The sequence below is a fragment of the Pseudomonadota bacterium genome (assembly GCA_039193195.1).
Taxonomy (GTDB): Bacteria; Pseudomonadota; Gammaproteobacteria; order Steroidobacterales; family JBCBZW01; genus JBCBZW01.
The window spans coordinates 13,185-39,021 of sequence record JBCCWS010000021.1 but is presented as its reverse complement, the minus strand read 5'-3'; the positions used below and the strand labels follow the sequence as shown (position 1 = coordinate 39,021).

25 protein-coding genes are annotated in these 25,837 nt (G+C 64.6%); 10 read left to right on the top strand and 15 right to left on the bottom strand.

The window, feature by feature from the left end; all coding sequences use genetic code 11:
• Window positions 1-29 precede the first annotated feature (29 nt).
• Window positions 30-1,274: an alanine racemase gene (locus tag AAGA68_16340; protein MEM9386629.1), complete on the top strand. Its 1,245-nt coding sequence runs from the start codon at window positions 30-32 to the stop codon at window positions 1,272-1,274.
• The gene (locus tag AAGA68_16335; protein MEM9386628.1) at window positions 1,271-2,827 is read left to right on the top strand and encodes an amidase; all 1,557 of its coding nucleotides are present in this window, start codon (window positions 1,271-1,273) and stop codon (window positions 2,825-2,827) included. The genes AAGA68_16340 and AAGA68_16335 overlap by 4 nt, the downstream gene beginning before the upstream one ends.
• 4 nt (window positions 2,828-2,831) lie before the next feature.
• Here AAGA68_16335 and AAGA68_16330 read toward each other — a convergent pair whose 3' ends face one another.
• Together AAGA68_16330 and AAGA68_16325 are read right to left on the bottom strand one after the other, a co-directional pair.
• Window positions 2,832-3,086, bottom strand: a complete 255-nt coding sequence (locus AAGA68_16330; protein MEM9386627.1) for a type B 50S ribosomal protein L31 — start codon at window positions 3,084-3,086, stop codon at window positions 2,832-2,834.
• Between the two features lie 97 nt (window positions 3,087-3,183).
• A complete protein-coding gene (locus AAGA68_16325; protein MEM9386626.1) occupies window positions 3,184-3,777 on the bottom strand; it encodes a hypothetical protein in 594 nt (197 codons plus the stop codon).
• Between the two features lie 392 nt (window positions 3,778-4,169).
• Here AAGA68_16325 and fur point away from each other — a divergent pair, with 392 nt between their 5' ends.
• Window positions 4,170-4,574: a ferric iron uptake transcriptional regulator gene (gene fur, locus AAGA68_16320; protein ID MEM9386625.1), complete on the top strand. Its 405-nt coding sequence runs from the start codon at window positions 4,170-4,172 to the stop codon at window positions 4,572-4,574.
• Window positions 4,575-4,725: 151 nt separating this feature from the next.
• Here the strand turns inward: fur and AAGA68_16315 are convergent, their stop codons facing one another.
• The 6 genes from AAGA68_16315 to AAGA68_16290 form a co-directional block, all read right to left on the bottom strand.
• Window positions 4,726-5,766 (bottom strand): metallophosphoesterase, encoded by a 1,041-nt coding sequence (locus AAGA68_16315; protein ID MEM9386624.1) that lies wholly within the window; start codon window positions 5,764-5,766, stop codon window positions 4,726-4,728.
• A 210-nt stretch (window positions 5,767-5,976) separates the two neighbouring features.
• Window positions 5,977-6,975, bottom strand: a complete 999-nt coding sequence (locus AAGA68_16310; protein MEM9386623.1) for a threonine/serine dehydratase — start codon at window positions 6,973-6,975, stop codon at window positions 5,977-5,979.
• Between the two features lie 9 nt (window positions 6,976-6,984).
• Window positions 6,985-8,814: a DUF885 domain-containing protein gene (locus AAGA68_16305; GenBank protein MEM9386622.1), complete on the bottom strand. Its 1,830-nt coding sequence runs from the start codon at window positions 8,812-8,814 to the stop codon at window positions 6,985-6,987.
• A gap of 10 nt (window positions 8,815-8,824) precedes the next feature.
• Entirely contained in the window at window positions 8,825-10,237 is a 1,413-nt protein-coding gene (locus AAGA68_16300; protein ID MEM9386621.1) for an alpha/beta fold hydrolase, read from the bottom strand.
• Between the two features lie 88 nt (window positions 10,238-10,325).
• A complete protein-coding gene (locus AAGA68_16295; protein ID MEM9386620.1) occupies window positions 10,326-11,486 on the bottom strand; it encodes an alanine racemase in 1,161 nt (386 codons plus the stop codon).
• Window positions 11,483-12,457, bottom strand: a complete 975-nt coding sequence (locus AAGA68_16290) for an ornithine cyclodeaminase family protein (protein MEM9386619.1) — start codon at window positions 12,455-12,457, stop codon at window positions 11,483-11,485. Before AAGA68_16290 ends, AAGA68_16295 begins: the two co-directional genes overlap by 4 nt.
• 239 nt (window positions 12,458-12,696) lie before the next feature.
• Here AAGA68_16290 and AAGA68_16285 point away from each other — a divergent pair, with 239 nt between their 5' ends.
• Window positions 12,697-14,205, top strand: a complete 1,509-nt coding sequence (locus AAGA68_16285) for a serine hydrolase domain-containing protein (GenBank protein MEM9386618.1) — start codon at window positions 12,697-12,699, stop codon at window positions 14,203-14,205.
• 11 nt (window positions 14,206-14,216) lie between these two features.
• Complete coding sequence (locus tag AAGA68_16280; protein MEM9386617.1) at window positions 14,217-15,728, top strand: M81 family metallopeptidase; 1,512 nt, start codon at window positions 14,217-14,219, stop codon at window positions 15,726-15,728.
• Window positions 15,729-15,735: 7 nt separating this feature from the next.
• Here the strand turns inward: AAGA68_16280 and AAGA68_16275 are convergent, their stop codons facing one another.
• From AAGA68_16275 to AAGA68_16260, 4 genes are all read right to left on the bottom strand, one after another.
• Entirely contained in the window at window positions 15,736-16,266 is a 531-nt protein-coding gene (locus AAGA68_16275) for a MarR family transcriptional regulator (protein ID MEM9386616.1), read from the bottom strand.
• Window positions 16,267-16,480: 214 nt separating this feature from the next.
• Window positions 16,481-18,409 carry a TonB-dependent receptor gene (locus AAGA68_16270; protein MEM9386615.1) on the bottom strand — a complete coding sequence of 643 codons (1,929 nt, stop codon included), beginning with the start codon at window positions 18,407-18,409 and terminating at the stop codon, window positions 16,481-16,483.
• 27 nt (window positions 18,410-18,436) lie between these two features.
• Window positions 18,437-18,733: a hypothetical protein gene (locus AAGA68_16265; protein MEM9386614.1), complete on the bottom strand. Its 297-nt coding sequence runs from the start codon at window positions 18,731-18,733 to the stop codon at window positions 18,437-18,439.
• Window positions 18,734-18,761: 28 nt separating this feature from the next.
• Window positions 18,762-18,917, bottom strand: a complete 156-nt coding sequence (locus AAGA68_16260; protein ID MEM9386613.1) for a hypothetical protein — start codon at window positions 18,915-18,917, stop codon at window positions 18,762-18,764.
• Window positions 18,918-19,014: 97 nt separating this feature from the next.
• Between AAGA68_16260 and AAGA68_16255 the strand changes: the two genes are divergently transcribed.
• Window positions 19,015-19,176 carry a hypothetical protein gene (locus AAGA68_16255; GenBank protein ID MEM9386612.1) on the top strand — a complete coding sequence of 54 codons (162 nt, stop codon included), beginning with the start codon at window positions 19,015-19,017 and terminating at the stop codon, window positions 19,174-19,176.
• A 219-nt stretch (window positions 19,177-19,395) separates the two neighbouring features.
• Here the strand turns inward: AAGA68_16255 and AAGA68_16250 are convergent, their stop codons facing one another.
• The gene (locus AAGA68_16250; GenBank protein ID MEM9386611.1) at window positions 19,396-20,307 is read right to left on the bottom strand and encodes a haloalkane dehalogenase; all 912 of its coding nucleotides are present in this window, start codon (window positions 20,305-20,307) and stop codon (window positions 19,396-19,398) included.
• Between the two features lie 159 nt (window positions 20,308-20,466).
• Here AAGA68_16250 and AAGA68_16245 point away from each other — a divergent pair, with 159 nt between their 5' ends.
• The 4 genes from AAGA68_16245 to AAGA68_16230 all read left to right on the top strand — a co-directional run bounded on the left by AAGA68_16245 (window position 20,467) and on the right by AAGA68_16230 (window position 24,113).
• Window positions 20,467-21,051 (top strand): TetR/AcrR family transcriptional regulator, encoded by a 585-nt coding sequence (locus AAGA68_16245; GenBank protein ID MEM9386610.1) that lies wholly within the window; start codon window positions 20,467-20,469, stop codon window positions 21,049-21,051.
• Window positions 21,052-21,170: 119 nt separating this feature from the next.
• Window positions 21,171-22,466, top strand: a complete 1,296-nt coding sequence (locus tag AAGA68_16240; GenBank protein ID MEM9386609.1) for an FAD-binding oxidoreductase — start codon at window positions 21,171-21,173, stop codon at window positions 22,464-22,466.
• A gap of 333 nt (window positions 22,467-22,799) precedes the next feature.
• A complete protein-coding gene (locus AAGA68_16235) occupies window positions 22,800-23,546 on the top strand; it encodes a hypothetical protein (GenBank protein MEM9386608.1) in 747 nt (248 codons plus the stop codon).
• Window positions 23,547-23,570: 24 nt separating this feature from the next.
• On the top strand, window positions 23,571-24,113 hold the full coding sequence (locus AAGA68_16230) for a YdcF family protein (protein ID MEM9386607.1): 543 nt from the start codon (window positions 23,571-23,573) through the stop codon (window positions 24,111-24,113).
• Window positions 24,114-24,300: 187 nt separating this feature from the next.
• On the opposite strand, the gene AAGA68_16225 is transcribed toward AAGA68_16230, so the two are convergent.
• Window positions 24,301-24,603, bottom strand: coding sequence for a DUF1330 domain-containing protein (locus tag AAGA68_16225; GenBank protein ID MEM9386606.1), 303 nt, complete (start codon window positions 24,601-24,603; stop codon window positions 24,301-24,303).
• A gap of 127 nt (window positions 24,604-24,730) precedes the next feature.
• Window positions 24,731-25,639, bottom strand: a complete 909-nt coding sequence (locus AAGA68_16220; protein ID MEM9386605.1) for a LysR family transcriptional regulator — start codon at window positions 25,637-25,639, stop codon at window positions 24,731-24,733.
• Window positions 25,640-25,837: the final 198 nt, after the last annotated feature.

The window sequence follows — 25,837 nt, the reverse complement described above, 5'->3', positions numbered from 1 at the left end:
CGCGGCGCCATGATTCCAGGGAGGGGGCGATGAGTGGGAAAGACAGCACGACCGGAACGGTAACGCGCCGAGCCTTTGGGCAGTCGGCTCTCGCGGCGACCCTTCTGGTCGGTTCGCGGGCACGCTCAGGCCCTCAGGAAGCGGCATCGACAGCCGAGACGAACACCGGTCACTACATACCGTGGATCGAGGCGCGTGCAGAGGCGCTCAAGCACAACGCTTCGGTGATCAGCGAGGCCACCGGTGGTCGCCAGATCGTCGCCGTGGTCAAGACCAACGGCTATGGCCTCGGTGACGTAGCGGTCGCCAAGGTGCTGGACGAGGCGCCGGCGGTGTGGGGCACCATGGTCGTACGACCGGCGCAAGCGCTGCGCTTGGTCGACGCTGGCGTCCGCAAACCGGTACTGCTGATGGGGGCTAGGGTAGATCCACCGACGGCGGCGGCGCTGGCATCCCGCGGCGTCAGGCTATCGCTCACCTCGCTCGATGAAGTTGCGATGTTGGCCCCGCTGGCTATGGCCCTCAAGCGCCCCATCCCGATTCACCTGGAGATCGATACGGGCTATGGACGAATGGGCGCGCTCTACAGTGAGGCGTCGCGTTGGGCCAGTGCGCTCGCCGAGGCCGACTATCTGCTGCTCGAGGGCGTATCGACCTACTACGTGGACGAGGACGCCGTGATCGCCCTGCAGATCGAACGCTTTAATGCATCGCTTAGGCAGATCGCCGCGGCTGGCCTGCAACCCTCGATCACCCACGCACCTCATTCCGGTCCGATCTTAGGGCGGCCGCAGGCGCTGGAGGGATGTAACGCTACGCGACCGGGGTTGATCGTCTACGGGGTGTACCCGAGTGCGAGTCGATGGCAGGCGAGTCGGATCGATCTTCGGGTCGCGCACCGCCTGATGACCCGCGTATTGCGCGTGGAGAAACTCGCGCCAGACCATGGGTCCATCGCCGGCTTACCCATCGAGCTGACAGCGCCTCGCTACTTCGCCACCATCGGCATTGGGGTCCATGACGGGCTTCGCTACTATCCCGCGCGTGATCGTGCAAAGCGCGTCGAGATCCGGGGACGACTCTACGATGCCACCGAGGGCAGAAACTACAACCATATGATGATCGATCTCGGTGATCGGAAGACCGACGTCACGGCGGGCGATGTCGTGACGATCTTCAGCTGGGAGCGACCGGAGCTTCACCCGAACGCAGACGTGGACACTGCGTACTGGCAGGCCTTCTACGGCCCTGACCTTCGTCGGAGGATGCTATGACCATACGACGCAGGGAGGTGCTGAAGGCTGCGGGTGGCCTGTACGTGGCGAGCATGGTGCCGCCGTCGGCCGAGCCGCAGCCGTGGTATGCGGCCTCCGGCGATGACTCCCAGCCTAGTACTGCAGTTGACTCGGTCAGGCAATCCTTGGGTCGCATCATGGCCCGCGATCAGGCTCTGCAGGCGATCGCCTGGCTGAATCCCCAAGTCCTGGAGGACGCCGGGCGCATAGACCAGGCAGCGAGCGCTGGATCGGCCGCGGGAGCGCTCACCGGGCTCACGGTTCTTGCCAAATCCACCTTCGACGTGGCGGGCGTGGCGACGGACGGATCCAACAGCACCTGGGCACGGCTGTTTACCGCACCGGCGAGCGAAGACGCGCTGGCGGTCGCGCGTGTGCGCGCGGCAGGGGCGGCCCTTTTGGGCAAGGGCGCTGCCGATGACTTCGCCTATGGCGGCGCAGGCTTGGCAAGCGCTACGGGGCAGGTGTGGAACCCGCGTTATCCCGACCGCGAGCGTATCGCTGGTGGGTCCAGTGGCGGGGGAGCGGCGGCGGTCGCCGCTGGCTATTGTGACGCGGCCTTCGGCACGGACGATGGGGGTTCGAACCGCATCCCCGCACACTACTGTGGCGTCGTTGGCGTCAAGACGACCTTCGGCCTCGTGCCCCGCTCAGGGGTGGTCCCGACCTGGCCGTGGATCGACTGCCACGGCCCGATGGCTACCAACGCGCGTGTCGCCGCGCGCGTCCTCTCGGTGATGGCGGGCCCGGATAGCTCCGACGCGTTTTCGCTGCGCGCCACCGGTACTGTCGCCTATCCTTCTTCATGGGAGGGGCTGGCGGATGTGCGCCTTGGGCTCGTCAAGGCCCATGCGGGCCTCGATGCACTACCCGCTACCCAAGCGGCGGCCTTTCAAGACGCCCTCGAGCGCCTGCAGGCGGCTGGCGCCACCATCATGCCGATCGACCCACCCACCACTATCGACAACCTGTCGGCCCGTCTGCAGGCGGCTGGCGCAAGCCCCTTCGGTACGCGAGCGAGTGCGAATGCGCTGGTTCGCTATCTGGATAGACGGCCGCAGGGCGCAGCGCAGCTGTTGCCCTTGGCGTTGCCCGCCTATCGGGAGTTCTACAGCGACCTGCCCGCCGAGCCCGAGGCCGTATTGGCCATGGCGCAAACGCCGTACGAGGAGTCCGCGCAGGGCCTGGCGTACGCCGAGCGGCGCGACGCCCTGGTGGCAGAGCTCGAGCGCTTCTGCGCGGAGCGCAAGCTGGATGCCATGGTGTGGCCGACCCTCAATCATGAGGCGCTGCGCGGCGGCGAGTCATGGCCGAGCGGCCGCACGCCCCTGTCTTTTGTGAACTGGCTTGGCTTGCCGGAGGTGTCGGTGCCCGTCGCGTCAGGTCCCGATGGTGTACCCCGCGGCAATATATCGTTTGCCGGATTGCCGTTTACGGACTTCAGCCTGCTCGCGCTGGCGCAGGTGTTTGAGGAGGTGCGCGACTTGGCACCGCGCAGCGCGGGCGTACGTGACCGTCACCCGCTGGGGTGAGCGGCTACGTCTCCGAGGCTTTTCGCTTGTAGCGCTTGTTGAACTTGGCGATGCGCCCGTCTTTCTCGGCAACGCGGTGTTTGCCCGTGTAGTACGGATGCGATGCGCTCGACACGTCGATGGTCATGTAGGGGTAGGTCTTGCCCTCGTACTCGATCGTCTGCTTGGTCTTCAGCGTCGAGCCGACGACGAAGTACTCGTCCGCGCTCGTATCGTGGAACACCACCTCTCGATACTCGGGGTGAATCTCGGGTTTCATCAGCTCTCTCCTAGGAAATCGACAGCGCGAATGGCGCCCCCGACGGCGGTCGTCCAGGGGGCCCATGCGCACTCAATTTTGAACCGGGCCGCGTAGGCTATCGCTTTCGGCGCAGAACGCCAATGCCTGCGAGCGCAGAAGCGAGCAACCAGAGTGCCCCAGGCACGGGCACCGCCGCGACTGCCCACTGCCCAATGACCACGGCATCCCCTAGTCCGGCGTCTGAAAAGGCAGCGAAGTAGATGTCACCAGAGCGGGCACCATCAAGCAGCGCCTGGTACGCGCCGTTGGCCGGATCGAGGCTCCAAGTGGCCGACCCGGCGAAGGCGAGTTCGCCGGTGACGAAGCTGCTGTCGGCGCCGTCGGCGTAATTCCAGACGTTCAGTCCCGCACCGCCCGCGGTATCGGCGAACAACAGCGGAAACCCGCTGGGGTTGTCTTGAGCGCTGACCAGGTCGCCGCTCACGGAGATCCCGAAAACACCCGGGCCTATGAACGAGTTCCCGAAGATACCAGCAAGATAGATCCCAACTTGGTCAGAATCGGTGATAGTCGCCGCGGACAGGCCGTCCGTGGCCGTGATCGTCATCTGATCTTGTACGGCGAGATCAACGCTCAGCAGCGTGGCCCCGCTAGCGACGGCAGCCGGGACGACGGCGATCACCATGAGCAAAATGAGGCGCTTCAGCATGATGTGGCTTCCTTTTCGACGGCGAGGTTACGCGAATCGAATCAGAGCATGAATGATAATTGATCGCATTTAAAGGTGCATCGATGAGCATTCAGGGGGACGACGGCCGACGCGGGGCTAAGCGCGCTCGCCAACCACAAAAAAGCTGACGCTCGCGCTTGGCACCCCGCGCCTGCGACCCTATTTTATCGCCTCGATGCCAGGCGATTTGGGCGACGTGGTACGTCAAGCGCCCGCGGGCTGCCTACCTTCCTGGGGAACGGTTGGGCGCAAGAACAAGCGGCGCTATGCACAAGGCGCATCGTCTCGCCGGCCAATGGTGTCGGGACGGGTGATCAGCCATACTCTCCGACCCATCGCCAGCGGCCAAGGCCGCGCCAAGGACCCTCCCTATGCTGCAACAGAAAGACCTGCGCAAGGCTGGCCTCAAAGTCACACTGCCGCGCCTGAAGATTCTCGAGATTCTCGAGAGCAGTGAGCAGCGCCATCTCAGCGCTGAGGACATCTACAAAGCATTGCTCGATTCGGGCGAAGAGATCGGTCTCGCCACCGTTTACCGGGTGCTTACCCAGTTCGAGGGCGCGGGGCTAGTCACTCGGCACAACTTCGAGGGCGGTCATTCCGTGTTCGAACTCGACGAGGGTGAGCACCATGACCACATGGTGTGTGTCGAGACCGGTGAGGTGATCGAGTTCGTCAACGATGACATCGAACGAATTCAGCATGAGATCGCTGACAAGTACGGCTATGAGATCGAGGACCACAGCCTGGTCTTGTACGTGCGCAAGAAGAGCTGATCGCGAGGAGCTCACTCAGCGCCCCAACTAGAAGCTGCCGGGCCGCTTGAAACCCTGAGGCAATGGGCGACAGACACCGTCCGTGGCCTTCGCACGGTGTCGCCCAATAGGTCACCGGTGTCGGTGTCGGTGCAAACGATACGCCTCTCGCTCAGTCCACCCAGTACGGGCGCTGCTTCGCCATGGGGAACACCTTCGGCAGAATCCCGTGCTGCAGTAGGTTGGCGATGACCGGGCCGTCGCGCGTCATCGTCACCCATACCATGTGATCGAACTCGCCGTACTCGACCCCCCGTAGGGCGCTCACCCCGCCTGTGGTGGCGAGGGCGATCTTCTCGTGTGTGTGCTCGGCGTCGCTGCTGCTGTCGTCGAACTCGTAGGTGTGCAGGTGGCCTGCGAAGATTGTGTAGTTGCGATCGTCGAGCATCGCTTCTACCTCGATCCACTCGGGAGGTCTGTAGTTGTGCTTTGGCCACGGACCCTCCGCTGGGCTGCTCTCACCCTTAGGCGGATGCGCCCATCTTTGGCGCCAATAGGGTTTGTGGACGAACACGAAGGTCCAGCGCACGTCCTGGTGAGTGCCCAGCACCCGCTCCAGGTAGGTGAGCTGCTCGGCCTGTTCGGCGGCGAACAGCTGCGTCCACTCGCGTCGCCACCAGGGGGCGTGCCGACGGTCGAAGAGCTCCGAGTTCAGGACGATGAAGAGCGTGTCCTTGTAGCGGAAGTGATAGAAGCTCTTGCCTAGGCGCTCGGTCCACACCTGCGCCATCGCTCTGTTTTGCCAGTCGTGGTTGCCGGGGGTGTAGAAGAAGGGCGCATCGATACGGTCGACGATCGCATCGAACGCGTTCCACTGCTCATGCAGAACAGCTTCGTCGTCCGTATAGCCTTCGATGAAATCGCCTACGGACATCACGAAGGCCGGCTGCAGGAGATCGATCTTCTGCGCTGCCTGCGCGAACACGCCTGCCCGGGCGCCGCCGGTGCGATCGGTCACGACCAGGAACTGGAACCTCTCCGGGCCATCGAGCACGTCGAGGGATGTCCAGGGCTTGGCGTCTAGATGGTGATGGGGATCGTCGATCTCTACCCTCGCGTGGCCGCCGTGCGCGCCTTCGCTCGATGGGTGGGCGGCCGTTGCCGTTGCGACGGTTAGGGTGAGCAGGCTACCGAACACTCGTAGTCGGTCCATGTCTTGCGATTGCTCCTTGATGCTCACGTAGGCGGCGGATCGTGCCTTGCGGGTGGCTGAGGGGTGACGCTGAGGGAGTGTGTTTGTGCACGATGGCGGCGTTCGCCACCGCGTCGTGCTCCCATGATCTCAAGCGATCCCGCTGCCCCACGAGCGTGAGGCGGCGTTTGGACAGATCGGTCGCGCCATTCCAGCGCTTAGGGCGAGAAACTAGCGCGTTTCGTCGCGGCCCTGGAGGATCGCCGCGAAGAGCCGGGGGTCTACGTTGCCGCCGCTCAGCACGATGGCGACGCGCTCGTAGGCAGCATCCAACTTGTCACTGAGCAGTGCGGCCAGGGCGACAGCGCCGCCGGGCTCCACCACGAGCTTCAGTCGCGTAAAGGCATAGCGCATGGCGTTGCGCACTTCGTCTTCGGTCACCACCAGCCCGCCTCGCAACCGCGGCTGGTTGACGGCGAAGGTCAAGGCGCCTGGACGTGGAGCGAGCAGGGCGTCGCAGATAGAGGCCTGTCGCGTATTGGCCTCCTCTCGCTGGCCGGACTGCAGGGAGCGCGCGTGATCGTCGTAGTGCGCCGGCTCCACGGCGAATAAGTGTGTGTGTGGGCTGAGTGCCTGCGCCGCTAGGGCGCAGCCTGCGATGAGTCCGCCGCCTCCGCAGCACACGAGCAGCGCATCTACCTGTTCGCCTTGTGAGGTCAGGTCTTGGAACAACTCAAGACCCACCGTGCCTTGGCCCGCGATGATGTGGGGATCGTCGAAGGAGGGCACGATAACGCCGCCGTCGCGCGCTGCCAGGGCGTGGGCGATGTCCTCGCGGGACTCGGTACGCCGATCGTAGGTGACAAGCTCAGCACCCAAGGCGCGGGTGTTGTCGAGCTTGATGGCTGGTGCGTCTGCCGGCATGACAATCCGCGCGCGAACCCCGCACAACGCGGCTGCGGCCGCCACGCCCTGCGCGTGATTGCCCGACGACCACGCGATGACGCCGCTCGCCTTCTCCGCCGCCGACAGCTGACTGATGCGATTGTAGGCGCCGCGGAACTTGAAGCTGCCCGCCACTTGCAGCAGTTCGGGCTTGATCGCCGTGCGGCGGCCCACCGCGCGATCCAGGTGGTCGTTGCGAAGCGTCGGCGTGCGTTGCGCCACCCCGCGTAGTCGCGCGGCGGCGGCCTCGATGTCCGCGAAGGTGGGGAGTGCCTGTTCGCTCATCTCATCACTCTAGCGGCTCTGCTGACTGCCCTGTGTTTGGATCCAGCCGTCCACGATCTCATCCAACACGCCCAGCGGCATGGCGCCATTGAGCAGGAGCACGTCGTGGAAGTCGCGTAGGTTGAATTCCTCGCCTAAGGCCCGCTCGGCTCGCTCGCGCATTCGCAGGATCGCCAGCTGTCCCGTCTTGTAGCCCGTCGCCTGCCCCGGGTTCACGGCGTAGCGGTCGATCTCGCGCTCCACGCGACCGTCGGGCAGTCCGGTCTGAGCGCCGAGGTATTCGACGGCTTGCTCGCGCGACCAACGCTTGGCGTGTAGACCCGTGTCCACGACCAAGCGGGTGGCGCGGAAAAGCTCCATCTGCAGCCTGCCGAGGTCGCCCAGGGGATCGTCCGCGTACACGCCGATGTCTTCGGCCACCAGTCGCTCGCTGTACAAAGCCCATCCTTCGACATAGGCATTGAAGGCGGGCACCGTGCGCAGAAACGGCACGCCGTCGATCAGCTGGGCGAGGGCCCCCTGGAAGTGATGGCCGGGCGAGGCCTCATGGTACATGAGCGTCGGGAGCGCGAACCTCGGAATCTCCGCAGTATCGCGCTGGTTGATGTAGAAGCGACCTGGCCTGGACCCGTCCAAGGCGGGTGGTCGATAGTAGCCCGTGCTAGAGGATGCTTCCGCGTACTCGGGGACGCGCAGAATCTCCACTGGCTGGGGCGGCAGCGTATTGAAGTACGTACCGATTGACTCCATCAGCTTGGCGTCTAGGGCATGCGCGTAGGCGATCATGGCGCTGCGACCTGATTCATCGTTGCTAAACAGGTTCGCCGGATCCTCGCTCAGCTGCTGCATGCGCTCGGCCACCGTGCCCTCGCTGAGCCCTTGGCTGACCAGGATCGTGTCCATCTCTCCTTGAATGCGCGCGATTTCATCGAGGCCGATGCGATGCAGCTCATCAGCCGAGAGCTTAGTGGTGGTGTTCGCCTCCAGGGCGGCAGCGTAGATCGCCGCACCGTTTGGAATGCGCCAGATACCCGCGTGATGGTCGCTCTCGGGGCGCATCGCCTCGAACAGCTCGATGAGCTCATCGTAGGCGGGAATGACCTCGGTTCGGACCCGCTCTGTCGCTCGCGCCAGGTAGGCGTACTGGGTGGCCTCACCGAAACGCTTGGCGGCTTCCAGGCGGCGGGCCAGGGAGCTCACCAGCACGTTGTCCGGCGCCTCTGCCGCTGTGAAGTTGCGCATGCCCTCAAGGGTCTTATCGATAATGAAATCCGGAGGGCGCACGCCACCTTCGCGATCTCGCTGCACCCGTGCGGTCACCTCGCGCAGCACCCGGGCAAACTCGCTGAGGCGGCTCAAGTAGCGCTCTACGCTCTTTGCGCTCTCTATCTTGTGTGCATCTGTCAGTAGGGCGGGGAGGGCGATCGTCACGCCGGTGAGCTGATTGACGCGATAGCCGAAGGGGTCGAGCTCGGCTTGCCGAAGCAGGCTCTCGAAGAACCAAGCCGCGATTTTCCAGCTCCAAAGGTCCTGCCCCTCGAGACCCTCCGGCCCGTAGCGATCTAGGCCCTCGAGGGCGCTGCGCAGGAGCCTGCGCGTCTTCTCATCCTGCTCCGCCGTGTAGCTGGCGAGGCGGCCGGAGTGAAAGTCGAGAGGCGTGTTGTCGATCGCCCCGATCTGTGTGAGCAGTTCCGGCGAACTCAGCATGAACTGCAGCGTGATCTTGTTGATGTAGAGGTTGACGTTGATCGGTCGCCACCAGAGCGCGGCGTAGGCGAGCGCACCCACCCCTAGCAAGACGACTCCACCGCCTAGCAGCAGACGCTTGAGCACAGTCATGGCAGGGTCCTCATCGGCGCTCACGCGGTATGCCCACGGTGGCCCGCGCGAACTCGGGGACGGGAAGGGTGATCGTGGCGGGCGGGGCAGTGCCGCCTTCGAGCCACTCGCCAATGGCAATGGCAAGCTGCGGATCGGCGACCAGCGCTTCGTGGAATGCGGCGTGGGAGCCGCGCTCGACTACCGTGAGCGAGGCATTGGGGAAGTTCGGGAAGGCGGCGTAGGCATTCTCTATGGGGGTGGCCGTGTCCCAGTTGCCGTGGATGAATAGGGCTCGCACGGGGCTTTGGAAGGGCTCACGGAACCAGGCGGGCAGGGGTGTGATCTGCCAGCCGCGGCAATAGGCCTCATAGGTGGCGAGATCGCTGGCGAAGGGTTGCTGCCCTTGCCGCAAGCGCTCGGCTCGGGCGTCGCTGATCCAGGAGGTGCAATCGAAGGTGCCGAGGGCCGCCGGGCCCCAGCCCTTGCCGATGTTCCAGGAGATCAGCAGGCGTCTGGCCTGAGTCATGAAGAAGGCGCCCTTGAGAAGCTTGGCGTACTCGGCCGGCCAGTCGGTCATATGGCGACGCTTGGTCAGGCTGTAGTCCAAGCCCCCGCGCAAGCTTGTACCGAGCTCGTACGGCGTGAGACCGCGAGAGACAGGCCGTTCACGCGGTGGCGTTTCGATCAGCCCGGTCGCAGCCTGCAGGGGATTGTCGAAGCCGTGCGCACCGTTCCAAGCCCCTCGGGCGGAGCCGGCGATGCGCTCGAGGGCGGCGGTGGTGGCGATCGGGTCGTCGACGGTCTCATCCAGGCCCTCCACGCCGGAGATGATCATGTGGCTGATGCGCGTCGGTGCCACCCGGGCCAGGGTGATCGCCCAATGGGAGCCGAAGCTGATGCCGAAGAGGCCCAGCTGGTCGTAGCCGAGGGCGTCGGCCACGGCGAGCACGTCGGCCGCCGCTTCGAGCACCGTGTAGCCATCGAGATCGAACCCCTCGTCTAGGAGCTTCTCCCGGCAGGCGGCTGCCGATGCTTGCCACAGATCCAGGAACTGCGCTTGGGTCTTGATCACCCGCCACTTCTGACGAGGACCCGTGCATTCGGCGTGGGGTGTGGAGAGGTAGCCGCCCCGAAGGTCCACGATAATCACATCGCCATGGGGCTGAAAGAGCCGGATCAGGCGGGCCTTGTCCTCCTGCAGGTAGCCGCCGTCCTCCAGTTGCTGGTTGTAGGAGGACCCTGGTCCGCCCGCGAGCAGGAACGTCGGCGCTCCCTGAGTTCCCGCGAGGGCCGGCACCCGCCGAAACCCGATACTGATCGTCCTGGCGTTCTCATCAGCGCGGTTCTCGGGTACGTCAATGTGCCCCTCCTCGAGGGTGATGGACTCGCCGCTATCGAGTTCGACGGCCACCTGCTTGAGGGCTGGGGCTGCGGTGGCCATAGTGCTCACTAGTGCTAGGCCGAGTTTTACTAATGAATACGATAGTACGCGGGTCCATGATCTTGTCGTCTGCTCCGTCCCTGCGCGATTAACTGCCATACAGTCGCTCCCATCGATCGATGATCTCGCCGTCTTCAACGACATGAAAGTGTGAGTACTGCGCGGCGGTCGCGCAGGCGTGGTTGGGTAGCACCTGCAAGAGGGAGCCGATCGGAAGCTCCTGCCATGGCAGGGGGGCGTCACCCTCGCGGCGCGATACGACACCGTGCTCCTGATTGGTCGAGACCACGACGAGGTCTTGCAGCGGGGTGCCGTTGCGATCGGTGACCACGCCGTAGCCCTGATCCACCCGCTGGCTTTGGGTCCCTCGATCGCGCGACAGGGCGGTCCAGCCGCCATCGGTAATGAGCCAGTTACGCTCTCGCTGGTACCCGCTCACGCTCACCAGCACGCTTAAGGCGATGTCCTCCAGCGAGCACATACCGATACCCGCCATGACGAGGTCGAAGAAGGTGTAGACCCCGGCGCGCACTTCGGTGACGCCCTGCAAATCGTCGATCGCGAAAGCGGTGGGCGTTGAGCCGACAGACACCACCGGGCACGGAAGGCCAGCGTCGCGCAAGCGCGAGGCAGCGAGCAGCGATCGGTCCCGTTCCTGCTGGGCCAAGTGCTTGCGCGCCTGGGCGGTGTCGCAGCCGTAGGATTCGCCGGCGTGCGTCATCACCCCCGCGAGCTCGGTGTGCCGAGCGCTGTGGAGCAGGCGGCCCACCTCGATAAGCCTATCGCTGCGCGGCAGGGCCCCCGCGCGATGGCCGTCGGTGTCGAGTTCGATCATGATGGGAAAGGTCACGCCCTGGGCTTCGCCGGCCTGGGCACACGCCTGGGCCATCTCGGGGGAGTCGACCGTCAGCTGCAAGCGGCAGCCCTGCTTCAGGAGGTCCGCGGCATGAATAATTTTGTTAGGTGTAATGCCTGCACCGTAGAGGATGTCGCGGAAGCCGTGGGCGAAGAAGTAGTCCGCCTCGCGCAGGGTGGAGACGGTGATGCCCTGCACCCGGCCCGCGCGCTGCACTTCGCGCGCGACGGGCACGGATTTGTGGGTTTTCACATGGGGGCGTAGATGGCCGCCGAGGCGTTCCATATGAGCGGAGAGCCGCTCGAGGTTGCGACGCATCCGCGGCAGGTCGAGCAGTAAGCACGGCGTCTCAAGGGCGTCGAATCCCTCGGGCAGCAGGGCGTTGTGATTCATGACCTTGGATCGAGGGGGATCGCGGCCCCCGCGGCTATGGCTTTGTCCAGGGCGACGCGAGCGGCGGCCAGATCTTGCAAGCCAACCCCCGTGCTGTCGAAGAGCGTGATCTCATCGTGCCGCGTTCGCCCTGGGTGCTTTGCGCTGAGCACGCGGCCCAAGGGCACGATGTCACGAGACGTCAGCCAGCCTTCGTCGACCGCGTGCCGGCATTCGCCGAGGGTCGCGTTCTGCTCTGGCACATCCCCGAACGCAGCGCATGCGCGAAATAGCTGTGCGTCCACCTCCTGCTTGCCTCGCGTGTCCGTGCCCATGCAGGCCAGATGGGTGCCGGGGCGAATCCAGGCGGCGTCGAGAATCGGCGCGAATGACAGCGCGACGGTGATGATCACATCGCTCTGCTCGCAGAGGGCCTGGGGGTCGCAGACCTCCACCGCTACGGCGAGATCTGTCAGCGACTCCCGAAGTCGCTGTGCGCTCTCACCGCGCCGCGAGGCTACGAGCACGCGCTCGAAGCGGCGCTCAGCCACCGCCGCGCGTACCTGGAAGTCCGCTTGGCCGCCAGCGCCGAGAACGCCGAGCGTGCGGGCGTCGTCGCGGGCAAGGTACCGAATGGACAGCGCGCTGGCGGCGGCCGTCCGCAGGCCGGTGAGGTGCGTGCCGCACACCAGTGCCTGCGGCTGACCGGAGTCCGGGTCACACAGCAGGATGGTCGACTGGTGGTTGGCGAGCCCTCGATCACGGTTGGCCGGCCATAGGCCGCCCGCCTTGACGCCCAGGACCGGTGCCGACGCATCGAAGCCCGATTTGAAGCCGAACACGGCGTCCGCGTAGCCCAGCGCCTGGCGCACGACGGGAAAGCTCTGCGCCTGGCCCGTGGCCATCGCGCGGAATGCGCTCGCCACGGCGTCGGTCACATCCGCTTGCGCCACGCACTGTTCGGCTGCTGATTCGCAGATGAAGTAGATCACGCGAGATGCCTGCAATTCGAGGAGGGCAATAAATCTATATCTAAAGTAACTTGATATCAAGATAAAAATCCTGCACCCTGCAGTCATCGCTACCACCTAAAATTCTGCTGATGACCAGTTCACAACGTTGTTCCTTTCTTGCCTGTTCTCGTGCAACGGCGCCTGGGGATTGCAGCCGAGCAGCCGCGAGCAGCCTCCCGGCAATCCATGGGTGGGGCGTCATCGCACTCTTAGGACTCGTGCTGCTTTTCGCCCGTGCCGTACACGGACAGACCACCAGTGAGGCCTTTGAATCGGGCCTGCGTCCCGCGGTGCGCGCGATCGATGACCCTCCGGTACGCTGGACCCTCGAAGAGCGCATGGCCCATCACGGCGTGCCGGGTGTTTCCGTCGCGTTGATCAAGGGCGGGGAGATACGTCTCGCTAAGGGTTACGGCGTGCGCGCATCGGGGGGCAGCGAACGGGTCGATCCGCAAACGGTGTTCTCCGTGGGATCGCTCAGCAAGACGGCGGCTGCGCTGACCGCCCTGCGCCTGGTAGGCGACGGACGCATCGATCTGGATACGGAGGTGAACCGCTACCTCCGGTCGTGGCGCGTACCCCCTGCTGAGGTTGCCAACGGCAAGCCCGTGACCCTGCGCGGCCTGCTGTCACACTCCGCGGGCATATCAGTGCACGGTTTCGCTGACTACCTGCCGCAAGAGCGCATCCCGAGCCTGCTGCAGATCCTCGACGGTTCAGGGCCCGCCAAGAACGCGCCGATTCGCGTGATTTCCGAGCCCGGCGCCACGTCCCGCTATTCCGGCGGTGGCACGACGGTGGCCTCCCTAGTGATCGCCGACGTCACTAACATGACCTTCGAGGCCGCGGCGGAGCAACTGCTCTTCGCCCCTTTGGGACTGTCGCGAAGTACCTATGAGAATCCCTTACCGGCCTCCTTCGGAAATATCGCCAACGCCCACGATCGCCATGGCTCTCCGACGGCCTTGCCGCGGGGTTGGCACACGTTCGCGGAGACCGCCGCCTCCGGGTTGTGGACCACGCCCTCGGACTACGCGCGCCTGCTCTTGGCGCTGAGTGATAGCACCGTGGCGGCTGAAGGTGGATTCCTGCCCCCCGCACTGGCCCGCGATGCCCTTACGGAAGTGGGCCCCAGCCCACACGGGCTCGGTCCGCGCTTGGAGGGAGCGGGAAGGGATCGCCGCATGGTCCACTCGGGCGCCAACGATGCCTATAAGGCGTGGTATGAGGTCTACCCCAATCGTGGGGAGGGCGTCGTCATCTTCACCAACGGTGCCAACGGTCGAGCGTTGTACAAGGAGCTCCTGCGGGCCATCGCCGACCAGTTCGGCTGGCCAAGCCACCGGGAAGTTCTGGTCGACGACCGCACCCTTGCGCGTGAGCAGCTGGTGGCGATCGCCGCTGAGTACGATGCGATCAGTCCTGAGGACGACGCCGACTGGCGCGGTCGATTCAACGCGCCAGAACCCTTCAGATTGTTCGTGAAGGGCAATGCGCTCTACATGGGGGAGGAGTCGTTCCGAGTCGGATTGCTGCGCGCAGAGCGTGACCCTGTTCGACTGCATGCAGTCGATGAGCAGACGCTGGTGGATGAAGGTGGGGAGTACCGTTTGCAGATCGTGCAGAACGCGGAGGGACGGGACACGGGGGTGCACGTGTGGACGGCTGGCCAACGGGCCCGCTACGCGCGAGTGAAGCGTTGGAGCGTGACCCTTCCGATCGGTTGAGGAGTAGGCGAATGCCCCGAGACACCCAAACTCAGCCGGTGCGAATCGCCGTCGCGCAATTCGTCCACGAAGCCACGACGTTCTCAGCTGCGAGGGCTGGTCTGGGCGATTTCGCGCCGGCCGTGCTCGACGGCGATGCCCTGCTCACGCACTACGACGCGATTCGCAGCTTCCGCCAGGTGGCGGAGGAACACGCGGGCGTCGAGGTGGTTGCCCTGCGGTCCTTTGGCGAGGTGATTGGAGGATCCTCCGTGGGCGCCATCACCGCCGAAGCCTTCGAGCACTACACGGGCATGATCGCCCATGATCTTCGTCGGCGGGGGCCGTTTGAAGCGGTGTATTTGCGTTTGCATGGCGCGGCCGCCGTTGAGGGAATCGCAAGGCCCGAGGCAGAGCTAGCCCGCCGTGTGCGGGAAGTGGTTGGCCCCGACGTGCCGATCGCCGGCACCTTCGACCCCCACGGCAACGAGGACGAGGCGTTCCTGCGCCACGCTGACTTCTCCCTCGCCTACAAGTATTTCCCCCACTACGACAGCGCATTGCAGGGCGCGCGCGCGGCCCGCCTGCTCATTCGTGCGGCCCGTGGCGACTACCGTGTCAAGACCGCCACCGTGAAGCCCCCCATCATCACGCCGACGGTGCTGCAGTGGACCGGCCAGGACCCCTGGATGAGCATCATCCAGCGTGCGCTAGTGTGGGAGGCACGCGAGCCTGATACCTACGTAAGTGTTTTCTTCGGTTTTCCCTGGAATGACGCGGTCGATGCTGGGGCCACGGTACAGGTCATGACCAACGATGATCTCGCCTTGGCCCAGCACATCGCCGAGGACATGGGCGACTACATGCTGCGCCGACGACGCGCGCTGTTCAGCACGCCGATCGTGGCGCCCGATCGCGCGGTGACCCAGGCGCTCGAGGCGACCCACGCGGGTGCCACGCCCGTCGTGCTCGCCGATTACTCCGATCGTGCCGGCGACGCCACCCATATTCTGCGCGAGATCCTGCGCCAAGGGTTGCCCGGCGTGCTCTACGCCACCTTGCGGGATGAGCGTGCGGTCAGCGCGCTGTTCGAACGCGACGCGCGGGCGGGGGATCCGTTCGTTGGCTCCGTAGGAGGGTTCGTTGTGGACGGCGCGAGCGGCCAGCCGGTGCCGATCACCGGGACGATCTCGGGTCTGTACGAGCACGGGGCAGGAGAGCAGCGCCAGCGCTACGTCGCCATCGCCTTCGGGCAGGATTCGCTGCTGGTGCTTTCCGATCAGCTGGTGCAAATTACCTCGCCCGCCATGGTACGCGCGATCGGTATCGAGGGTGTTGATCGCTACTCGACCTGGGTACTGAAATCGCGCGCGCACTTTCGGCGGGGATTTGACGATAACGGCTACGCGAAGACGATCATGATCGTCGATGCCCCAGGCCCGTACCTAGGCACCGTGCACCTGGACGCACTGCGCTACGAGAACATCCAGCTGCGCGAGATGTTTCCCTTCAGCGAAGGTGGTTTGGACGTGGCGAAGGGCTGAGCGCCGGTCAGATCGCTAAGGTAAGCGAGAGCTTGCGAAGAAGATCCGCCAGCCGGCGCGCCTCCTGCTCGTTCAGGCCGCCCAGGGCCTCGTGCGCCACCTGAAAGCGCACGGCGACGGCGTCGTCCACGGTCCGCTGCCCCTTGCGCGTGAGCTTTACGATAGTGCCGCGCCGGTCCGTCGGGTCCGGCTCTCGCGCGATTAGCTCGGCTTGCTCAAGGCGATCGAGGCAGGCGGTCATGGCGCCGGAGGTGATCAAAACGGAGCGGCGTAGCGCTGTGGGGGTGCGCTTGTAGGGCGTGCCGGATCGGCGCAGGGTGGCGAGGACATCGAAGTCTGTATAGCGAAGGCTCAGCGGTTTCAGCGCGGTGTTTGCCTGCTGTTCGAGGAGGGCGCCGAGATAGACGATACGTCCCACGACGCCCATGGCGCCGGCGTTGAGATCCGGGCGTTCGCGTGCCCAATCCGCGAGCAGCTCGTCGAGCAGATCAATAGGCTGGTTGCTGTTGATGTGCGATCTCCCGGGTGTGTCTAGCACGCGCGCTACGCGGTGGCGTGCTCGTGGTAGGAGCAGACGGCGTGGTTGCGAGCTGGTGGGCGCCGGTCGCGGCGATTCCCTGAGTAAGTTACTTTACATCAAGATACTCATCGCTGCTGGGAATTAGTGGCGGCGACGCCGCGGCTGGGCTTGCACTGGGCGATCATCAAGGCGGTCGTTGGGGCGCAGACTCACGTCCACGACATGTGGAGACTCAAAAATCCGCTCTGAGAGACAGTGTGAAGGCGCGCGGTCCCTCGAAGGTGAACGCACCGTTACCGCTGACGCTCCAACCGAAGGTATCGAACAGGTTGCTCAACCTGCCGCGCAGCACCAGCGTGCGCTCGCGAAGGGTGAACTGACGGCGGAATCCGAGATTTACCAGAGTGCGTTCCGGGATGCGCAGCTGATCGAGCTCATCGCCATTCTCGAGCCCACGGCTGAAGACGCTCACGTCGAAGGACCATCCAGATGCCCAACGCGGCCGATAGTCGAGGTCTACGGTCGTTACTCGGCGCACCACGCCGATGGGGTTCGAGGACAGTTCCCCTTCGTCCACGGCGTCGCCCGTGAGCGTGGCATCGAGCAGCAGGGTACCAACGACCATCTGCAGTTCGGGCGTGACCAACCCGGCGAGTGACAGCTCCACGCCCCGATTGGTCACGGTGCCACGCTCGATGAACAGTCGTTCGCCGTTGAGGCCGAAGAAGGGCTTCTCGATCGAGAAGACGCCGGCCACGGCCGTGAGGGACCCCACCCTTGCGCGCAGGCCCGCATCGGCTTGGCGGGTCTCTATCGCTGGCGGCGCCTCATTTCGATTGAGGGAAATCGCCGGTGCCGTGGGGCTTTCCTCAAAGCCCGTCACGACGCCGCCGTAAGCGACCAGCCAGGGGCGTAGTTCGAGGGCGCCGGTGGCGTTGTAGAGCACTGGGCTGGCGTTGGAGGTGACGGGGCTGTCGAGAGGGTCGTTCAGCACCCGTTTGTAGTCGGTGAACTGAACGCCTAGGTTGAGCTGACCGACTCCTTGCCAGCGCAGGTCGTAGCTCAATCCGCCGGTGATCTGATCGACCTCTTCCCGGCTGACCTCGGAGAAGGTCACGTCGGGTTCGGGCAGGGGATTAGCGACATCGATGCGTCCCTCACCGAGATCGATTTCGACACCGCCGCCGAAGCGTCGCTCGCGCTGCCTTGCGCGTACGCTGAGGGCGAAGGTGTGCAAGCGTCGCTCGCCCTGCAGGCGCTTGGAGAAGCGCGCCTCCAAGGAATCGGACACCGCGTCGCGGGCGGGGCCGAGGAATGCCAATCGTTGCCCTGTCGCGTCGGGTTGTACCTGGGTGAAGAACTGGCCTGCCTGGCCGTCATCATCGAAGCCGGAGCGAAATAGCCCTAGCTCGATGTCGACGAGGCGGGGCTCGAGCTTGGCGATCAGACCGACGTTGTAGCGATCGCCTTCGAAGCCCACCCAGGACTGTCCGACGAACTCCCGACGGGGCACGCGAGGCGGCGTGTCGGCGGTTGCCGGGAAGTAGCGGGGGGATATTTGCTCTTGGAGCAGGGCCGTGTAGTCGGCGAGCAGCGTGACGTCGACACGCGGGCGCGGTTGCAAGCGCACGGTGCCCCCGACGGTAGCGAACTTGTCTGTTGAGCCGTCGCCGAATTCGAAGCGATCGAAGCCGACGCCGCCGGTGGTTTCCACGACGCCATCGGCGAAGCGCCCCTGGAGGTCGATGGCGAAGCCGTAGCCCCCGTACTCGTTGAGTCGCAGGATGGCGCTTTGCGTAGGGCTCTCGGCGACGCGTCGCAACGAAAAGTCGGCTATGCCCGTCGGCGCGGGCAGTAGATAGCCTTGCGCCGTCAAACCTGCGCGGATCGTGGAGCCGGAGACGAGGCGCCCGCTGAAGCCCGTCTGGCGATCGATGAACAGACCCTCGATGCGCACATTTCCGGCGCTGGTCGGGCTGAAGCCCCGCACGCTGCCCGGGCTGTACAAGCCGATCTGCTCCTCGCCCACGCTGGCGCCGAATGCATCGTCTACGGAACGGACGACGTTCTCCGCCGCCCGCTGCGCCGACGCGTCGAGCGCAAGCAGGACGAACGTCGCGAGCAGGGCGTGCCAAAGCCGCCGTGGCCGCGGAGCGGTCAACTCAGTTCAACGGGTAAGCGGTGATAGTCACCGCGTCGAACGCGCCGGCTCGGTAGGCGACTGGCGAGGCGGGCTCGCTGCCACCAGCCAGCCGGCTACGCTGAGCACACCGATCCAGCTCAGCAATGCGCTGAACTGTTGCAGTTGCCACAGCACGACGGCGGGCGCGAACGTGAGCACCCATGCGGCGATGCCGGGCAGACGTGCGCGCTGACGACGATCATTGTGGTGGACTTTGCGCCGGCGCCTATCCGTGCTCGTCAGGAAAGCGATGGCGCCGATGCTCACTGTGCTAGCGATGACTAACGCCAAAAGCATGCTCATAGGGGATGCGCTTCTCGCCTGCCAGTGACTAATCGGCGCTGGTGGCCGCGAGCTCCATTGGCTCGTCGCTCGCCCGCGGACTCGGCAGCAACTTCACTCCCAATGCGCCCAGAAGGGTTGCTGTGCCCGCCACCAGCAACACGGTGTCGATGCCGATCACCGGCACGCCGTCGGGCGCTAGCAAGTCTCCCTAGCCGGCGACTGGCGGGGCCCCTATCGCTGATCGTCGCGATTCTGATCATGGCCTGCACACCCTGTGGATGCCCAAGGGCGGCTCTGGCGTGGACAATGTCGTCTTCGCTCTGGTGTTGTTCCCAGCTTACTGGGCCCTCGCGTTTTTCTACATCCTGATCGAGCAGAGCATGGTCCGCGCCAGCCCCATCATGGCGGGCGTGCTCGCGATCTCGGCCTTTTCCATCTTTTGCGCCTTCACGGCCGCCTGAAGCCAGGAGTTCTGCCCTATGAGCCTCGTCAACCAGGACCCAGCGCGTAACGAGCGCAGCGCGCGCCATGGTGTCACTCCACCACCCCGATCGCTGCAGCGTAACCAAAAATCGTTCTCATTTGTATTGCATTCTCGGCTACGCGGTTGCCCGGTGCCCCATCGCCACGCCATGCCACGGGAGTGCGCGGCGGCGAGTCGGCAAACGGCCCTGGATTTCCTACGGTTTAGGCGCCACCGCAGCGAAGTGCGCGAGAGCGTTGCGGGCGATTTGCTCACCTTGCTCTTGGACGAAGTGGCCGGCGTCGGCCAACTCCATCGGCGGCGGGCAGCCCGCGATCAACGCGCGCATGTGACCCATCACCTCGGGGCCCAGCATGGGGTCGCGCATGCCGATCGCCATGAACGACTCGCCGGTCCAGTGTTCGCTCCAAAAGGAGACCGCTCGCAGCGAGGTGTCTACCCCCGGGACGTCTGGGCGGGTGGCGACCAACGATGGGAAGCGGCGCACGCCTGCCTTGTGGCGGACGTCCGGGAAGGGCGCATCGTAGGCGGCCACCTCGGCGGGACGAATTCCCGGGGTGTTCCGGCGCATGACCTCGCCGACTGGCACGTCGGGGTGCCGGTCGATAAAGGCCTTCCACGCGAGGAACGCGTCGTTAACCTCACCGGTCATGATGCCCGTGTTCATGATTAACAGGCGTTTGAATCGCTCGGGCATGTCTTGGGGAATCGTCAGCCCTAAGACGCCACCCCAGTCTTGGCATACGAGGGTCACGCCTTGCAGATCCAAGCGCTCGATTAAGCGCATGAGGTAGTTGCGGTGGAAGTCGAAGGTGTAGGTGTCATCGTCGATCGGCTTGTCTGAGCGGCCGAAGCCGAGCAAGTCTGGCGCGATGACGCGTGCGCCCGACTCGACGAACACGGGGATCATCTTGCGATACAGAAAGCTCCAGCTCGGCTCGCCGTGCAGGCAGAGGAACACGTGGTTTGCACTCGGGTCGCCCTCATCGAGGTAATGGCCGCGCAGACCTTCGTAGCCCGGGAGATCGTCGACGTAGTGAGGATCGAAGGGGAAGTCCGGTAGGCCCGTAAAGCGGTCATCAGGGGTTCGCAAGGCATTGACGGTCATGGGCGGGATCTCCTTACCTCGAGAGCAGCGCAATAGGTCACTTGACCTAGAGGTTGCGGACTCTAGGTCAGGTGACCTATCTTGTCAACGCTTGGTTGTGACCAGAATCGGCGGCCTCGTGCGGATGTGGGTCGGTGGCTGGGAAGGGTAGTCAGTCACATGCGGAACGAACGTCCCAAGGCGGCCGAGATCCTGGCCTGCGCGATGTCCATCTTGCGCGAGCGAGGGGATCACGGTCTCACGATGCGCAAGGTGGCGGAGGCGGCGGGTATCTCGTTGGGGCATCTCCAGCATTACTTTCCCACCAAGAACGATGTGCTAACGGCCTTAGTGGGTTTGCACTTCGCGCAATGCACTGCAGCGCTCCGCGACCGAATTGAGGGTGGCCAGGCCGATAGTTGCGAGGAGCGAGTTGCCCGCTTGATAGCACTCGGCTTCGAATACGCTCAGGACGAGCAGACCTGCTGCGTGTTCCGCGAGTTCTGGGCACTATCCTCTCGCAATGCGCAGGTGCATGCGCTGCTCGACGTGTACTACCGGGAGTACTGCGCGGTGATCACCGGATTCCTCGAACCCTTCGCCAAGTCCCCCGCGGCGGCGAGCGCGGCGACTGCGCTGCTGATGCCATGGTTGGAGGGGTACACAGTCACCGCGAGAGCGCTCGAATCGGATCAGGAAGAACTGGCTAGCCGGCTTGCCGAGACCTTGCGATGGGTGCTCGGCTCGGACCGCGACCTCCGCTGAACTCACCCGCTTCATCCGCGAGCGTAGCCTTCACCATGGTCATGCCGGGGTGGGGCCTACACACTGTCGTACACCACGTATAGTGAGACCGTCACCCACTGCAGCCTCGGCGAGATTTCGTGCCCGACTCCCAGCCCCGATGTAACTCCTACTACAACGCAACGATCTTGCGAGAGACTGACTACCCTTCGCTTCGCGGTGATGTCCGGGCAGATATCGCCATCATCGGCGGGGGCTTCAGCGGCGTGAACACGGCCCTGGAGCTCGCTGAGAGGGGCTTTGAGGTCGCCGTCGTCGAGGCGAACAAGATCGCCTGGGGGGCCACCGGGCGCAACGGCGGGCAGATCACCGGCAGCTTGTCGGGCGATGAGGCAATGACCAGGGCTCTTCGAAAGCGCCTGGGTTCAGCGGCGGAGGACTACGTTTGGCGGATGCGCTGGCGCGGGCACGACATCATCAAGGCTCGGGTCGAAAAGTACGCCATCGATTGCGACCTGAAGCACGGTCACCTGCACGCCGCCTATACGCCAGGGCACATGCCCGAGCTGCAGGCGATGCACAATCAGGGGCACGCCCGGGGCATGGGGCAATACCTGACGATGCTCAGCCGCGAGGAAGTGCCCGAGTACCTCGGGACTGAGATCTACCACGGCGCCCTACACAACACGAAGAACATGCACCTGCACTCGGTGAATCTCTGCATCGGCGAGGCGCGGGCGGCACAAAGCCTGGGCACCCGGTTCTTCGAGCACTCACCGGTGGTGCGAATCAAGCACGGACCGAAGCCGCAAGTGGTCACGCAGCACGGGGTGATCTCCGCCGATACGGTCGTCCTGACGGGCAATGCCTACCATCGCCTCGAGCGACGTAAGCTAATGGGAATGTTGTTCCCCGCGTCGCTCGGCAACATGGCGACGGAGGTGCTGAGCGATGAGCAGGTCGCGTCGGTAAATCCGAAGGATCTGGCCGTGTACGACTGCCGCTTCATCCTCGACTACTACCGCCTGACGGCAGACAAGCGACTGATGTTCGGCGGGGGCACGAACTACTCTGGGCGCGATTCGAAATCGGTCGCGGGGGAACTCCTGCCCGCGCTTTTGCATGTGTTCCCCCAGCTGCGGGGCATTGAGATCGAGTTCGAATGGACCGGATTGGCGGGGATCGTGCTGAACCGCATCCCCCAAGTCGGTCGCACGGCGAACAACGTCTACTACCTGCAGGGCTACTCCGGCCATGGCGTCGCCACCTCGCACATCATGAGCGAGATTCTGGCGCACGCCGTCGCCGGTGACATGACCGAGTACGATCACTTCGCCACCATGAGGCATTGGCGGATTCCCCTGCCTGAGTGGTTTGGCAACCAGGCATTGGCCTTGGGGATGCAGTGGTACAAGCTGGCGGAGAAGTGGCGCTGAGGGACCTCGCCTTGCTGCGCCCTGCGTCACTGTGACGCGCGGCGCCAAGCGATACGTTTCGGCCCTGCTCTTGCGCCGGTAAGCGCTCGCTGAGGGCGGCCACACTCCCTTGATGCGGGCTGCGCACTCGCGGGAGCTGGGGCTGCTGCATCAGTGGCTTACGTCAGGCTCTCGCCTTTTGGGGAACCCCCGTTTCTGCCCGTTGCAGGTAACTGACAGGATTCGCTGCTCGTTTCCGTATGAGTGAGATAGGGGAGCAGGATCCTGTGCCGTTGGCGCTGCGTCTCGCGTGCTCCTCCCGTCCCGCCCTGGCAACGAACTGGAGAAGCCACCATGCCCCGGATGCTAGCGAGTAGTGCCCTCATTTTCGCGCTGACGATCTCAGCAGGCCATGCCTCGTCTCTCGAGTACGATTTCGAAACGACCCTCCCAGGGCCGGGAGATGCGATCACCGTGAGCTTCGACGCGCAGGGCGACGTCGCCATTGGCGACCCCACGATCATGAACGGACTCTTGTTCCTCGGTGCGGGGTCGGATGGCTTTGGGGCGGACGCCGTTTCGCAGTCGTTCCTGGTGAACGTCTTTTCCGGTCGCAACGTCTCCGTGTCGGCCGACATCGATGCTGCCGGCGACTCGGACGATGAGGCGCTAGTCTTCGCCCGCGCCGACTTCGATTCGCAGAGCGCCTACACGGCTGGGGTGGACTTGGGCACGGGCACGCTGTTCATCAGCCGTTCTGCCGGGGGCGTCAGCGAGCGCCTGCTCGAGAGCACGGTCGCGCTGCCTGGCGAGGGGCCCCTGAACCTCACGCTGACCGTCATCGATGATCTCCTCACGGCGACGCTACTCGATTCGTTCGGGATGATGATCGCCATGGAGACCATCGAGGACTTGAGCGGCGCCACGCTTGGCGCGGGCCTGACGGGGGTGGGCATCGGGTTTGGCGCCGCGGGGACGGGGGAGATCGCTCTCACCATCGATAGCTACGCCGCCGAGGTGATCCCGCTGCCTGGGGCCGTGTGGTTGCTGTCGGGTGGCGTTGGCTTGCTGGCCGCTCGGGCCCGTCGACGAAAGGGCTAGCCGATGGAGGCATCGATAGGGCCAATGGCGCCAATCACGTCGACCATCATTCTGGTGCCCGGGTGGTACGTAGGCGCCAACGGCACCTGCGACTTGGTCTCTCGCCGCCGCGTCGAGGGGGCGCTCGCCCTCCTAAAAGCCCACCCTGCGGCGATGGTGGTCTTCTCCGGCGGCCCCAATCCGCTGAGCGTGGGTAGGGGGCGGGAGGTGAGTGAGGCTCGGGCCATGTTCGCCTACGCGCTCTCGCTCGGCTTAGACCCGCACCGCGCATGGCTGGAGGAACGCGCACGCAACACGGCGCAAAACCGACGATACAGTGAAGCGTTAGTGCGACAAAGAGTATCCGGCCCAACCCAGTGGTACGTCATCTCGAGCGACTTCCAGAGCAAGCGCCATGAGGCCCTGTTCGACGGCTCGCGCTACAGGCGGGTGCCCGTCGCCACGCAGGCTCGTTCCCTGCGTGACCTTCCTGCCGCTGCCCTCTGGCTGGCTTACGCTACCTTGATGGAGTGGATCAAGGCGCGCCGCTTACAGCGATGGCAAGGGCGCCCTGCCACGGTGCCCTAGTCACTACGGCCCCACCTCCACAGCGCCAGTTGTCCAGTGGTATCGCTGAAGCGGGTTTACGGGCAGCGGTGGATCACCAGCGCCAGCAAGGCCCTGGTGATCCTCCGGGCGCACGGTGCGATTGTTGGGGAGGTGTTGAAGGGCTCGGGCAGATCGATCCTGCCTAGCGGATGAACAGAACTCCGCCCTAGGCGAGATCGTCCTTGCCCTCGATCAGAAAGTGATGGCTATTCGATCCATTAGTTCGTGCCTCGAGGTGTGGCGCGTAGGCAGGATCTTTGACGAAGGCCATCGCCGCCTCCTTCGACGGCCACTCGATGATGATGCGAAGGGCTACCTCTTCGCCTTCTCCCTCCAGTCGCTCGTGGTCTGAGGTGCGCGCTAGGTACTTGCCGCCGTGCTGGGCGACGAGCGCGTTGGCCTGTTCTAGGTAAGCGGGGATCCAGTCATCGCGGGTGGGCGTGACGGCGAGGACGGAGTAGTAGGTCATAGCATTCTCCTGCCAAGGGTGATGTTCGATGGGCAGCTAGCTTAGGGAGTGGCTGTGCGAGCGAACATCCGGTGGCAGGGAAATCTGTATTCGGAAAGTGAGGGGTTCGCAGGCGTGAGCGTGGGCCTTAGCATTCCCAAACCGGCGGCTTGCCGATCTTCTCGATCAGAAAGTCGATGAAGACGCGCACTTTGGCCGTGAGCACGTTGGACTTGGGGTAGACGAGCCAGATGGCCGAGTCGTCATCCACCTCATACTCCGGCAACACGCGCACGAGCGCGCCGCGGTTGAGCTGCGCGCTAGTGCTCCAGAGGGAGTTCATGGAGATCCCAACGCCTGCCTCGGTGGCAATGCGCATGCTCGCCCCATCATCGAAGACCACGCGCCCGTCCGAACCCTCCGGAGGAAACGTGCAGGTAGGCCTGTCGCCTGGCGCGCTGAGTCGTCGGGCCGCGCCGTCCATGAATACCAATAGGCGATGACTCTGTAGGTCGGCGGGCGTGTCGGGCGTGCCGTAGCGAGCAAGGTAGTCAGGCGAGGCGCAGAGAATGCGCTTGTCGCTGGCGAGCTTGCGCGCCCGCAGGCTGCTCTGCTCGATTGGGTAGATGCGCAGCGCGAGGTCAAAGCCGCCCTCGATTAGATCCATCTGCGTGTCCGAGAGCTTCAGCTCGAGGCGCACGCTGGGGTAGCGCTCGAGGAACTCCGGCAGGATAGGGGCCACGTAGAGTTGGGCGAAGGTGCTCGATGCAGCAAAGCGCAGGCTGCCGGTCACCTCGCTGCTGCCGAGTCCCAAGGCCGCCCTCGCCGCATCTTCCTGGGCGAGTATCTCCCGCGCGAAGGGCAGGAACTCGGCGCCCTCTAGGGAGAGGGAGATCTTGCGGGTGGAGCGGTGCAGCAGGTCGGCGCCTAGCTGCTTCTCGAGCTTGGCCAGCCGCCCGCTGGCCACGGCGGGGGCTAGGCCTAGCTGTCGTCCCGCGGCGCTGATGTTGAGCATGTCAGCGGCCATGACGAAGAGCCGTATGCCGTCCGTATCCATCCCATCCCTCCTATCGCCGCGCGCCACGATCGGATCGTGACCAAGCTCGATTGTATCGAAAAATCGAATTCTATTCTCTTCCGGCGGTCGTTTATTGCCGAATTGGGGGGTATTAGTCTTGCTGAACCTACCCGCTCGAGCGGGTACGCAGGCGTTCGTGCAGTTGTGCAGGCGCTTCGCTTACTTCAGTCGCCACGC

Bases quoted from the DNA above. Each gene is read 5' to 3' on its own strand.
- AAGA68_16340 (MEM9386629.1), top strand. From the start codon at position 30: ATGAGTGGGAAAGACAGCACGACCGGAACGGTAACGCGCCGAGCCTTT.
- AAGA68_16265 (MEM9386614.1), bottom strand. From the start codon at position 18,733: ATGAGCATGCTTTTGGCGTTAGTCATCGCTAGCACAGTGAGCATCGGC.
- AAGA68_16235 (MEM9386608.1), top strand. From the start codon at position 22,800: ATGCCCCGGATGCTAGCGAGTAGTGCCCTCATTTTCGCGCTGACGATC.
- AAGA68_16250 (MEM9386611.1), bottom strand. From the start codon at position 20,307: ATGACCGTCAATGCCTTGCGAACCCCTGATGACCGCTTTACGGGCCTA.
- AAGA68_16305 (MEM9386622.1), bottom strand. From the start codon at position 8,814: ATGACTGTGCTCAAGCGTCTGCTGCTAGGCGGTGGAGTCGTCTTGCTA.
- AAGA68_16300 (MEM9386621.1), bottom strand. From the start codon at position 10,237: ATGGCCACCGCAGCCCCAGCCCTCAAGCAGGTGGCCGTCGAACTCGAT.
- AAGA68_16315 (MEM9386624.1), bottom strand. From the start codon at position 5,766: ATGGACCGACTACGAGTGTTCGGTAGCCTGCTCACCCTAACCGTCGCA.
- AAGA68_16220 (MEM9386605.1), bottom strand. From the start codon at position 25,639: ATGGATACGGACGGCATACGGCTCTTCGTCATGGCCGCTGACATGCTC.
- AAGA68_16225 (MEM9386606.1), bottom strand. From the start codon at position 24,603: ATGACCTACTACTCCGTCCTCGCCGTCACGCCCACCCGCGATGACTGG.
- AAGA68_16330 (MEM9386627.1), bottom strand. From the start codon at position 3,086: ATGAAACCCGAGATTCACCCCGAGTATCGAGAGGTGGTGTTCCACGAT.
- fur (MEM9386625.1), top strand. From the start codon at position 4,170: ATGCTGCAACAGAAAGACCTGCGCAAGGCTGGCCTCAAAGTCACACTG.
- AAGA68_16230 (MEM9386607.1), top strand. From the start codon at position 23,571: ATGGCGCCAATCACGTCGACCATCATTCTGGTGCCCGGGTGGTACGTA.
- AAGA68_16325 (MEM9386626.1), bottom strand. From the start codon at position 3,777: ATGCTGAAGCGCCTCATTTTGCTCATGGTGATCGCCGTCGTCCCGGCT.
- AAGA68_16335 (MEM9386628.1), top strand. From the start codon at position 1,271: ATGACCATACGACGCAGGGAGGTGCTGAAGGCTGCGGGTGGCCTGTAC.
- AAGA68_16245 (MEM9386610.1), top strand. From the start codon at position 20,467: ATGCGGAACGAACGTCCCAAGGCGGCCGAGATCCTGGCCTGCGCGATG.
- AAGA68_16295 (MEM9386620.1), bottom strand. From the start codon at position 11,486: ATGAATCACAACGCCCTGCTGCCCGAGGGATTCGACGCCCTTGAGACG.
- AAGA68_16280 (MEM9386617.1), top strand. From the start codon at position 14,217: ATGCCCCGAGACACCCAAACTCAGCCGGTGCGAATCGCCGTCGCGCAA.
- AAGA68_16310 (MEM9386623.1), bottom strand. From the start codon at position 6,975: ATGAGCGAACAGGCACTCCCCACCTTCGCGGACATCGAGGCCGCCGCC.